The sequence below is a fragment of the Streptomyces sp. WAC05374 genome (assembly GCF_004353505.1).
GTDB lineage: Bacteria > Actinomycetota > Actinomycetes > Streptomycetales > Streptomycetaceae > Streptomyces.
The window spans coordinates 210,331-221,353 of record NZ_SMNQ01000011.1; the positions used below are offsets into that span (position 1 = coordinate 210,331).

The window sequence follows — 11,023 nt, forward strand, 5'->3', positions numbered from 1 at the left end:
GCGGCTTCGGGCCAACCCGCCCAAGTGCGAGAGACCTTATGTTTCGCACGGCCCGCCCCGGCCGTGCCGGAATACGTCCCGGTGGGGCGGCCAAGTGGCCGGAAAGCTCAGGTGGGGCCGGGAGTCGGCGCGGAAAATATGCCCCGATTCAGATGTCCCAGGACATCCAGACTTTCTCATGTCAAGTGCGGATTTTGCCGTTCCGTAAGCCTGGCCGACATGTTCGAAAGCCGGACCGGGGACCCGGTATGCGCGCGACTTCATGATGTCCGCGCCAACTCTTTGACCCGTGTACCGGGGTGGCCGTTACGGTCGCGACCATGTCCACGGAAGCCATTCCGGAAGGCACACGGGAAGCCGGCGAGGACGCGCCGCTGAATGACAACGCGCGGGTCACGACGCTGGAGCTCTTCTTCGACCTCGCCTTCGTCTTCAACTTCACCCAGCTCGCCCGGGTCTTCAGCGACCGCATGAACCCCGAAGGGGTCCTCCAGATCCTGCTGATCTTCTGGCTGCTGTGGTGGATGTACGGCGGGTACGCCTGGCTCACCAACCACGTGCCCCCGCACGGCAAGCACCAGCGGCTGCTGCTGCTCCTCGGCATGGCGTCGTTCCTGGTCATCGGGCTGACCACGCCCAACGCCTTCGACGGCGACGGGGTCGCCTTCGGCGTCGGCTACCTGCTGATCGTCAGCGTCCACGCCGCCCTGTTCGCCTTCAGCGGCCCCCGCGCCGCCCGGAACATGCTGCGCATCGCGCCCTTCCACGTCACCGGAGCGCTGCTGATCATCTGCGCCGGGTTCCTCGACGGCGTGCCGATGTACCTGTGCTGGAGCGGCGCCGTCCTGCTGGAGGTCCTCGCGCCCGTCATCACCGGCGTCTCCGGATTCGACCTGAAACCCGGCCACTTCGTGGAGCGCCACGGCCTGCTGATGATCATCGCTCTGGGCGACTCGTTCCTGGCCCTGGGCATCGGCACCGACGGCGCCCCGGCCGGACTGTCGGTCGTCACCACCGCCGTGCTCATCTTCATCATCCCGGCCTGCCTGTGGTGGGTGTACTTCAACGAGTCCGAGAAGGCCCGGCGCGCCGAGGTCGCCCTGGAGCGGCAGGACGCCACCACCCGCTCGCGGATGGCGCTGTCCGCCTTCTTCTACGCGCACGTGCCCATGCTGCTCGGACTGATCCTCATCGCCGCGGCCGTGAAGAAGACCATCGCGCACCCCTTCGCCCCGCTGCCGCTCGCCCCCTCCCTGGCGCTGGCCGGCGGTGTGGCGCTCTACCTGGCGGGCATCGCCTGGTTCCACGGAATCCTCAAGATCGGCCCGCAGCGGTTCCACTTCGCGGCCGCCGCACTGGCCTTCCTCACCGTGCCGGCCGGCCACCTCGGTGCCGCCGTCGGCGAGGTGATGTCCCTCGGGGCCCTGATCGTCTGCGCCCTGTTCATCGAACACCGGTGGACCAAGCAGTCGGGCCACACCTGTTACGCACCCACTCGGAATCTGGAGGTGGTCGGCCGATGAGCACCACGGCGGACCGGCTTGACGTCATCGACACCTGCACCCGCATGGGCTGGTACACCGACCAGCGCGACTGGGACGCCCTGGAACGGGTGTTCACCGACGAGGTACGGCTGGACTACACCAGTCTCAACGGCGGCGAACCGGCGCTCCTGCCGGCCAAGGGCCTGGTCGCCGCCTGGTCCGGGCTGCTCGGCAGCTTCACCGCCACCCAGCACGTGTTCAGCAACTTCCTCGTCGACCTGGACGGGGACGACGCCGTGTGCACGGCCATGTTCCAGGCCACGCACAAGCTGCCCAACGAGCACGGCGGGCCGCTGTGGACCCTGGGCGGCCACTACCGGTTCGCGCTGCGGCGGACGGACGGCGGCTGGCGCATCCACGACGTCGTGATGACGGCGACCTGGGCGGACGGGAACCAGCAGCTCCTCACGATCGCCGCCAGGAATTCCTGAATCTCAGGAAGTCGGCGGCACATTGTTGGCGGGCGGCCGAAAACGGAACCACTATCTTCTGGGAATTCTCCCGTGCTTATCGAGGAGTACACATGAGTGACCTCACAGCAGAGACTCGCAAGGTCGCCCAGCGCTGGTTCGACGCGCTCGCCGCCGGGAATTTCGAGACCTGCCTCGGACTGCTCGCCGACGACGTCGAATGGATCAACTACACGCCGGTCCCCGGCTACAACGACGACATGAAGTGGATCGGTACGATCCGCGGTCGCGACGCGGTCCTGGCCAGCCTCCAGATCTTCACCGGCGAGTGCGAGGTCAAGTTCGAAAAGCTCGTCAGTCTGGCGGTCGACGGCGAGAACGCCGCCGGTGTCATCCACGAGCTGTCGGTGGTCCGGAGCACCGGGCTGGAATTCGAGATCGAGTTCGTCCAGTGGCTGACCGTCCGCGACGGCAAGATCGTCCGCTGGAAGTCGTACACCGACCCGTCCCCGATCATCCGCGCCCTGCGCGGTGACACGTCCGGGCAGGAGGCCGCCTGATGAGCGCCGACCTCATCGCGGCCGTCCGCGACCGCGACACCGCCAACGTGGCCGGACTGCTGGCCGCCGGCGCCGACCCGTCCGTGCGCGAGGCCGCCACCGGCCTGACCGTGCTGATGATCGCCGCCGGGCAGGCCGACGCCCCCACCACGCGGGCGCTGATCGCGGCCGGCGCCGACGTCCACACCGCCGACACCCGCGCCGGGGCGACCGCCCTGCACAAGGCGTGCCAGGGCGGCAGCCTCGACGTGGTGCGCGCGCTGGTCGAGGCGGGCGCGTTCGTCGACGCCGTCGCACCCACCACCGGGCACACCGCCCTGATGGACGCCCTCTGGTACAAGTACCCGGACATCGCCGCGTACCTGCTCGCCAAGGGCGCCTCCCTCAAGGTCTACACGCACTACGGCTTCTCGCTGGAGCAGCACTTCGCTTACGAGCTGAACGTCAACACCTTCGGCAAGGACAAGCTGCTCGAGGCCGAGCGGCACCTGAACGCGCGGCGCGCCGACGACGAGGCAGCGGTGGCCCGCCAGGAGCTGATGGCCGCCACCGCCGACGGCGACACCGAGCGCGTCCGCAAGCTCCTGGACGCCGGAGCCCAGGTCGACGAGCGGTTCCCCGTGCTGGGCGGGTTCAACGACTGGCACACCCCGCTGCTCGTCGCCGCCCGCGACGGCCACGGCGAGATCGTCGCGCTGCTGCTGGAGGCCGGGGCGGACGTCAACGCGGTCGAGCCCACCTTCGGCGCGGTCCCGCTGCACAAGGCGGTCTACAACGGCCACGCCGACATCACCGCCCAGCTCGTCGGCCGCCCCGGCATAGACCTGGACTTCCAGGGCGCGACCAACGGATACACCCCGCTCCACGACGCGCTGTGGCACGGCTACGAGGAGTGCGTCCGCATCCTCGTCGGCGCCGGCGCCCGCCTCGACCTGGTCGGCCACGACGGCAAGACGCCGCTCGACCTGGCCGTCGAGGTGTTCGGCACCGACCACGCGCTCACCGCACTGATCCGCGACACCGACGGGAAGTGACCCATGCTGTTCTACGTCCAGATGAAGTGGAAGCACGAGGGCCGCATCACGCTCGACGAGCTGTGGGAGCTGGAACAGGAAGAGGCCGTCCACGCCCAGGAGACGGTCGACTCCGGCTTCTGCGTCGGGATCTGGAAGGTGGCCGCCCAGAAGCGGGTCATCGCCATCATCGACTCCCCGGACGCCGAGGAACTCGACCGCACGGCCCTGGGCCGCCTTCCCATGCGCGAGTACCTGGAGTTCGAGCAGGTCTGGCCGCTCCGCGACTACCTCGGCTTCGCCGAGGACGTCAAGCAGCGCTACAAGGTCTGACCCGGGCCTCCGCCCCGGGCCCCCGCGTCCCGGTCCCCCCCCCACACCGGGGCGCGGGCGTCCGGCGCCCGGCACACAACGTCCCCACGGAAAAACGAAGGAGGGGCTCGCGGATGAGCGGGACCCGGAACAGTACCCACGCGCTCGCCGCGCTCGGCCTCGGCGCGTTCGTGATCGGCACCGCCGAACTGGTGATCGTCGGGGTCCTCGGCCTGATCGCCGGCGACCTGGACGTGTCCGTCGGGACGGCGGGCCTGCTGGTCACCGCCTACGCGCTGGGCATCTCGCTGGGCGGGCCGGTGATGACCGCCGCCACCATCAAGCTGCCCCGCCGCACGCTGCTGTGGCTGGCCCTCGCCGTCTTCATCGCGGGCAACCTCGTCGCCGTGCTCGCCTCCGCGTTCGGGCTGCTGCTCGCCGCGCGGGTCGTCACCGGCGCCATCCACGGGCTGTTCATCGGCGTCGCCTCCGCCGTCGCCGCCGGACTCGTGCCCGCCGAGCGGCGGGGCCAGGCCGTGTCCATGGTGTTCGGCGGCATCGCCGTCTCCACCGTCGTCGGCGTGCCCCTCGGCACGCTCGTCGGCCAGGCCATCGGCTGGCGCGCCTCCTTCACCGGCATCGTGATCCTCGGCGCCCTCGCGCTCGTCGCCGTCCTCGCCCTCGTACCCCCCGTCGACGGCAGCGGCTCCGGCGGGCTGCGCGCCCAGGCGCGGCACGCCTTCGCGCCCCGCGTACTGGCCATGCTGGGCATCGGACTGGTGCTGCTGGGCGGGCAGTTCACCGCGTTCACCTACCTCGCGCCCTACCTGGAGGAGGTCACCGGCATCTCCGGCGGCGGCGTCAGCGCCTTCCTGCTGATCTTCGGCCTCGCCAGCGCCGCCGGCACCTTCGCCGGCGGCAGGTTCGCCGACCGCAACGCCGACCTCACCCTCCTCGTCGGCAACACCGTCCTCGTCCTCGCCCTCGGCGCGCTCCACCTCACCGGCGCGAACCCGGTGCTCGCCGGGCTCGCCCTGGCCGCCTGGGGCCTCGTCGGGTTCGGCATCGTGCCCTCGCTCCAGCTCCGGGTCATCTCCCTCGCCGGTCCCGGCGGCGACCTCGCCGCCACCCTCGGCGCCTCCGCCGTCAACGCGGGCATCGCCGCCGGAGCCGCCATCGGCGGCTGGGCGGTCGCCACCTACGACGTCGGCCGCGCCCCCCTCGTCGCGCTGATCGTCTGCGCCCTCGCCCTCCCCGCCACCTGGGCCGGGCGCAAGCTCACCCTCCCCACCGCGGTGCCCAGCCCCGCCAACTAACCCACCCCCGTCAGGAGAATGACCGTGACCGAGGAAACCGGCCACCGGACCGTACGCGACGAGACGCTCGACGTCCTGCGCCAACTGGGGATGACGACCATCTTCAGCAACCCCAGCCACACCGAGATGAAGCTCTTCGAGGCCTGGCCCGAGGACGAGTTCCGGTTCGTCATGGGCCTCCAGGAGGCGTCCGTCGTCGGCATGGCCGACGGCTACGCCCAGGCCACCGGCGAGCCCTCGCTCGTCATCATCAACGGCGGCCCCGGCCTCGCCAACGCCATGGGCAGCGTCTACACCGCCGCGTCCGCCAAGACCCCCATGGTCATCCTCGGCGGCCAGCAGGCCCGCAAGATGCTGCTGGGCGAGCCGTTCCTCATCGCCAAGGACTCCACCCAGCTCCCCAAGCCGTACATCAAGTGGGCCGGGGAGCCCGCCCGCCCCCAGGACGTCCCGGCGATGATCGCCCAGGCGTACCGGATCGCCAAGCAGGCCCCGCAGGGACCGGTGTTCGTGGCCGTCCCCGAGGACGACTTCGTACGCCCCGCCGACCCGAACCCGGTCCGCATCCCCACCGTCGAGAACGCCACCGTCCCGTCGCCCGCCGCCCTCGACCGCATCGCCGCCGCCCTCAACGGCGCACGGCGCCCCGGCATCGTCGCGGGCGGGCCGGTCGACGCCCAGGGCGCCCGCGGCGCGCTGATCGAACTGGCCGAGAAGCTCAACGCCCGCGTCTGGGGCGCCCCCGTGTGGAACCGCGGCGCGTTCCCCGAGGACCACCCGCTGTTCGCCGGCGTCCTGCCGCCCATCCCCGAGCTGATCAACGAGCGGCTGTCCGCCCAGCACGACGTGGTCGTGGTCTTCGGCGGCCCCGCCTTCACGCTGTTCACCGCCTGGGACCTGTTCTCCACCGCGCCCGCCGACCTCGACAGGAGCCCCCGCCCCACGCTCACCGAGGACGTCGAGTTCCTGCACGTCACCGACGACCCGCTGGCCGCCGCCGCCACCCTGGCGAACACGGCGTTCGTCGCCCCGCCCGGCGCCGTCGTCGAGGCCCTGGTCCCGCTGGTCGAGCAGCGTGAGCGGACCGCCCTCACCCCCGTACGCGAGCCCGTCCCCGTACCGGAGCCGTCCACGCCGCTCAGCCAGGCGTACCTGTTCCACCTGCTGTCCAAGGAACTGCCCGAGACGGCCGTGCTGTTCGAGGAGCTGCCCATCGCGCGGGCCGACTTCCACGAGCAGATCCCGCTCGGCGCCGGCAACGGCTACTTCGCCACCGCCAGCGGCGCCCTCGGCTTCCCCTTCGCCGGCGCCGTGGGCTACGCGCTCGCCCGGCCCGACCGCCGCGCGGTCGTGGTCGTCGGCGAGGGCTCGGCCCAGTACACCCTGCACTCGCTGTGGACCGCCGCCCAGCACAACCTGCCGGTCACCTTCGTCATCCCCGACAACGCCGGCTACCTGTCGCTGAAGTACTACCTCCAGGACCAGAAGTCCTGGCAGAAGGGGTACGACCTGAGCGGCGTCGACATGGCACAGCTCGCCCGCGGTTTCGGTGTACGCGGCGAACGCGTCGAGACACCGGAGGGCCTGCGGGAGGCGCTGCGCGAGTCGCTCACCGCCGACGGTCCCGTCCTGCTCGACGTCGTGGTCGCCGACCCCGGCCTGTTCCGCCTCTGACCCCCCCGGGAGACCCCATGACCACCGCACCCGGCGTCACCGCCCACCCCGAGGGCAAGGTCGTCCACCACCCGGCGGGCACCGGCCCGACGTACTGGTTCGGCGACGCCATCTACACCTTCAAGGCCACCCGCGAGAACACGAACGGCTCCCTCACCTTCGCCGAGGCGTCCGTGCCGCCCGGCGGCGGCCCGCCGCCGCACGTCCACCCGCACGCCGACGAGGCGTTCTACATCCTCAACGGCGACATCGAGTTCCTCAACGGCGAGAAGACCTTCACGGCCCACGACGGGGACTTCGTCTTCGTGCCGCGCGGCACCCGCCACCGGTTCCGCAACGTCGGGCTGCACGTCAGCCGCATGCTGTTCATGTTCACCCCCGCGTACCTGGAGAACTTCTTCATGGAGATCGGCCAGGAGGCGCGGGCCGGCGAGGCGCCCATCCCGCTCACCCCGCTCCAGAAGCAGCAGATCGTGGAGTTCGCGCCCCGCCACGACCTGCACCTGGCCCCGTGACGCCGGCCGTGATGCGGGCGGCCGTCGTCGACGCCTTCGGCGGACCGGACACCCTGCGCGTACGGAACCTGCCCGTGCCCGAGCCCAAGGAGGGCGAGGTGCTGGTCCGCGTCCACGCGGCCGGCGTCAACGCCATCGACTGGGCGACCCGGGCCGGGCGGGGCGTGGGCGTGGAGGGGTTCCCCGCCGTGCTGGGCTGGGACGTCTCGGGCACGGTGGCCGCCACCGGCCCGGGCGTCCGGCGGTTCGCCGAGGGCGACGCCGTGTTCGGCATGCCGCGCTTCCCGTCCCTGGCGGGCGGCTACGCCGAGTACGCCGTGGCGCCCGAGGGCGAACTGGCCGCCAAGCCCGACGGCGTCGACCACGTCGTGGCCGCGTCGCTGCCCATGGTGGGGCTCACCGCCTGGCAGACGCTGTTCGAGCACGGCGGGCTGCGGCCCGGCCAGCGGGTGCTGGTGTCCGGCGCGGCCGGGGGAGTCGGGCACATCGCGGTGCAGTTGGCCGTCGACGCGGGCGCCGAGGTCATCGGCACCGCGTCACCCGCCAACCACGACTTCGTCCGCTCCCTCGGCGCCCGCCGGGCCGTCGACTACCGGACCGTCCCCCTCCAGAAGGAGGTCGGCGACGTGGACCTGGCGGTCGACCCCATGGGCGGGGCCGAGTTCTTCCGGCTGCTCGACGTCGTACGCCCCGGCGGGATCGTCGTCACCCTCAAGGGAGAGGGCCCCGACCACCGGCAGACCGCGCAGGCCCACGGCGTGCGCGCCGGCTTCACCTACGTGCACCCCGACGGACCGGTGCTCGACCGGATCGCGGGCCTGCTCTCCGCCGGCGCCGTCCGCCCCGAGATCCAGCGGGTGTTCCCACTGGACGAGGTGGGCGAGGCGCACGCGCTCGGCGAGGAGGGCCACGTCCGGGGCCGCCTCGTCCTCGACATGAAGGGGGACGCATGATCCTGGTGACCGGAGCCACCGGCCACGTCGGCGGCGAACTGACCGCCGGGCTGGCCGGGGCGGGCCGGCCCGTGCGCGCCCTGGTCCGGAAGGCCGGCGGACCGGGGGCCGCCGCGCTGCCCGCCGGGGCGCGGGCCGTCGCCGGGGACCTCGACCGGCCGGAGTCGCTGCGCCCCGCCCTGGAGGGCGTGCGCGGGGTGTTCCTGCTGCCCGGGTACGCCGACATGCCCGGCCTGCTCGCCGAGTGCGCCCGCGCCGGGGTGGAACACGTGGTGCTGCTCTCCAGCATCGCCGCCCCGGACGGCGACATGGACAACGCCATCTCCCGGTTCATGATCCTCTCGGAGGAGGCGGTACGGGACTCCGGGCTGCCCTGGACGATCCTGCGGCCCAGCGGCTTCATGTCCAACACCTTCCAGTGGACCGCGCAACTCGCGGCCGGGGACGTGGTGCGCGCCCCGTTCCCCGCCGTGCCGGTCGCCATGATCGACCCGTACGACATCGCGGCCGTCGCCGCGCACGTCCTGCTCGACCCGGACCACCACGGCCGCGCCCACGCCCTCAGCGGGCCCGAGCCGCTGCTGCCCGCCGACCGGGTGCGCGTCCTCGGCGAGGTCCTCGGGCGCCCCCTGCGCCTCGTGGGCCTGAGCGACGAGGAGGCCCGCAAGGAGATGGCGGACAGCGGCACACCCCCCGAGTACGTCGACGCCTTCTTCCGCTACTACGCGGACGGCACCCTCGACGACTCCGTGGTCCGGCCCACCGTCGCCGAACTCCTCGGCCGCCCGCCGCGCACCTTCACCCAGTGGGCCCGCGCCCACGCCGACGCCTTCCAGGAGGACCACTCGTGAGCACCGTCGAAACCGTGAGGTTCAAGCTGATACCCGGCGTGGACACCGCCGACTTCGAAACCCTCGACCGCAGGGTCGAGACCGAGTACATGGCCAAGCGCCCCGGCTTCCTGGCCCGCGAGGTCTCGCGCAGCGAGGACGGCGAATACCTGGTCGTCGTCCACTGGGCCACCCCGGAGGACGCCGACGCCACCATGAAGGGCTTCTTCTCCGCCGCCGAGACACAGGACTTCCTGGCCGCCGTCGACAAGACCACCGTCCAGTCCGGCCGTTACGCCCTGGTCACCCACTGACGGCCCGCACCCCAGGGGCGCCCGGCCCGGCCGGGCGCCCTTCGCCGTACCCGGACAGCCGGCTCGGTTCACCGGCTCGGTTCACCGGCTCGGTCCTCCCCCGGAGGGGGGACCCCCACCAGGGCGCTTCGGCTCACTCGCCCGCCACCGACCCACCGAAGGAGCGCCCCGGATGACGGACGGCCGGTTCCTGCTGGCCCTGGCGTGCCTGCTGCTGCTCACCCACGCCGCAGGGCGGCTCGCCCGCCGGGCCGGGCAGCCGGCGACGGTCGCCGAACTGGCGGCCGGCGTGCTGCTCGGCCCGTCCCTGCTCGGCGCGGTCGCCCCCGGGGCGCACCGCTTCCTGTTCGGCCCCGGTGTGCTGCCCGCCCTGGGCGCCCTCGCCGAACTGGGCCTGGTGCTGTACGCCTTCGGCATCGGCCGGCGGCTCTCCGCGCCGGCCGGTTCCGGCGCCCCCGCGGTCGCCGCCGTGAGCACCGCGTCCTTCGCGGTCCCGATGGCGGCCGGGGCGGTCCTCGCCCTCGCCCTCGACGGCGCCCACGGCGGACCCCGGGCCACCCCCGTGTCCTCCGCCCTCTTCGTGGGCTGCGCCCTGTCCGTCACGGCCCTGCCCGTCCTGGCGCGGCTGCTTCAGGACGAGGGGCTGACGGACACCCCGGCGGGCCGCGTCAGCCTGGCCTCGGCGGCCGTGGGCGACGCGGCGGCCTGGTGCGTGCTGACCGCCGCGCTCGTCGCCTCCGGCTCGCTGGACGCCACGCGCCTGGCCTGGGCGGCCTCGGGGCTGCTCGCGGTGACCGTCCTGATGCGTATCCGGCCGGCGCCCGCCGGCCGTGGCCCGGCCCTCGCCGTGACCGTCGCGGGCTGTGCGCTCGCCGCCGCGGCCACCTCGGCCGCCGGGCTGCACCAGTTGCTGGGCGCCCTGCTGTTCGGCCTCCTGTGGGCCCGCCGCCACCCGGAGACGGCCGTGGGCCCGGCGCTGCGAGGGCTCGACACCGTCACGGCCGCGGTCCTGCTGCCCTGCTTCTTCCTCGGGTTCGGTCAGCGCCTGGACCTCGGCGCGGCCCCCTGGAACCTCACGCTCACCGCGGTGCTCCTCGCGACCGCCGTCCTCACCAAGGCGGTGGGGTGCGCGGCGGCCGGGGCGCTCGGCGGGCTGCCGCGCCGCGAATGGCTGCGCGTCGGGGCGCTGATGAACGCGCGGGGCCTGACCGAGCTGGTCGTCCTGTCCATCGGCCACGAGGCCGGGCTCATCGACCGGGAGCTGCTGATCGCCCTGACGGTGGTCGCCCTGGCCACCACCGCCATGACCGCGCCCCTCCTGCGCCTGGCCGACCGCGTTCAGTCCCGTACCGGCACCGGCTCGGGGCCGGCACCCGCCACCGGGGCGGACGAGGCGGGGCCCCCCCCCCGATCGCGCCGGCCCCTCGCCCACCTCGCGCCCGGCCCGGGGAACCGTGCCGCCCCCCGCCCGGAAACGACCAGCCGCAGGACGGACGCCCGCCGCCGCGGCCCCCGCCCCCGCCCCCCCCCCCAGGCGGCCCCCCGGCCCCCGGTCCCGAAGGGGGAACCCCCCCCGGCCCCC

12 protein-coding genes are annotated in these 11,023 nt (G+C 73.0%); all 12 read left to right on the top strand.

Translation table 11 applies throughout. From position 1 onward, the window contains the following. Positions 1–320 precede the first annotated feature (320 nt). Positions 321–1,523, top strand: a complete 1,203-nt coding sequence (locus E2B92_RS21670) for a low temperature requirement protein A (RefSeq protein WP_126884881.1) — start codon at positions 321–323, stop codon at positions 1,521–1,523. Further along, positions 1,520–1,975 (top strand): nuclear transport factor 2 family protein, encoded by a 456-nt coding sequence (locus tag E2B92_RS21675; protein WP_126884880.1) that lies wholly within the window; start codon positions 1,520–1,522, stop codon positions 1,973–1,975. The genes E2B92_RS21670 and E2B92_RS21675 overlap by 4 nt, the downstream gene beginning before the upstream one ends. A gap of 92 nt (positions 1,976–2,067) precedes the next feature. Further along, on the top strand, positions 2,068–2,514 hold the full coding sequence (locus tag E2B92_RS21680; protein ID WP_126884879.1) for a nuclear transport factor 2 family protein: 447 nt from the start codon (positions 2,068–2,070) through the stop codon (positions 2,512–2,514). Continuing rightward, complete coding sequence (locus E2B92_RS21685; RefSeq protein WP_126884878.1) at positions 2,514–3,548, top strand: ankyrin repeat domain-containing protein; 1,035 nt, start codon at positions 2,514–2,516, stop codon at positions 3,546–3,548. The genes E2B92_RS21680 and E2B92_RS21685 overlap by 1 nt, the downstream gene beginning before the upstream one ends. Before the next feature lie 3 nt (positions 3,549–3,551). Next, positions 3,552–3,860, top strand: a complete 309-nt coding sequence (locus E2B92_RS21690; RefSeq protein ID WP_126884877.1) for a muconolactone Delta-isomerase — start codon at positions 3,552–3,554, stop codon at positions 3,858–3,860. A gap of 113 nt (positions 3,861–3,973) precedes the next feature. Beyond that, the gene (locus E2B92_RS21695; protein WP_126884876.1) at positions 3,974–5,155 is read left to right on the top strand and encodes an MFS transporter; all 1,182 of its coding nucleotides are present in this window, start codon (positions 3,974–3,976) and stop codon (positions 5,153–5,155) included. Between the two features lie 24 nt (positions 5,156–5,179). After that, positions 5,180–6,829 (top strand): benzoylformate decarboxylase, encoded by a 1,650-nt coding sequence (gene mdlC, locus E2B92_RS21700; protein ID WP_160159770.1) that lies wholly within the window; start codon positions 5,180–5,182, stop codon positions 6,827–6,829. Between the two features lie 17 nt (positions 6,830–6,846). Then, positions 6,847–7,344, top strand: a complete 498-nt coding sequence (locus E2B92_RS21705; RefSeq protein WP_126884874.1) for a cupin domain-containing protein — start codon at positions 6,847–6,849, stop codon at positions 7,342–7,344. Further along, entirely contained in the window at positions 7,341–8,297 is a 957-nt protein-coding gene (locus E2B92_RS21710) for an NADP-dependent oxidoreductase (RefSeq protein WP_235023909.1), read from the top strand. Before E2B92_RS21705 ends, E2B92_RS21710 begins: the two co-directional genes overlap by 4 nt. Further along, positions 8,294–9,148 (top strand): NmrA family NAD(P)-binding protein, encoded by an 855-nt coding sequence (locus E2B92_RS21715; RefSeq protein WP_126884873.1) that lies wholly within the window; start codon positions 8,294–8,296, stop codon positions 9,146–9,148. Before E2B92_RS21710 ends, E2B92_RS21715 begins: the two co-directional genes overlap by 4 nt. Continuing rightward, positions 9,145–9,441, top strand: a complete 297-nt coding sequence (locus E2B92_RS21720) for an antibiotic biosynthesis monooxygenase family protein (protein WP_126884872.1) — start codon at positions 9,145–9,147, stop codon at positions 9,439–9,441. Before E2B92_RS21715 ends, E2B92_RS21720 begins: the two co-directional genes overlap by 4 nt. A gap of 172 nt (positions 9,442–9,613) precedes the next feature. Further along, a partial coding sequence (locus E2B92_RS21725) for a cation:proton antiporter (protein ID WP_133087647.1) occupies positions 9,614–11,023 on the top strand: 1,410 nt, incomplete at its 3' end.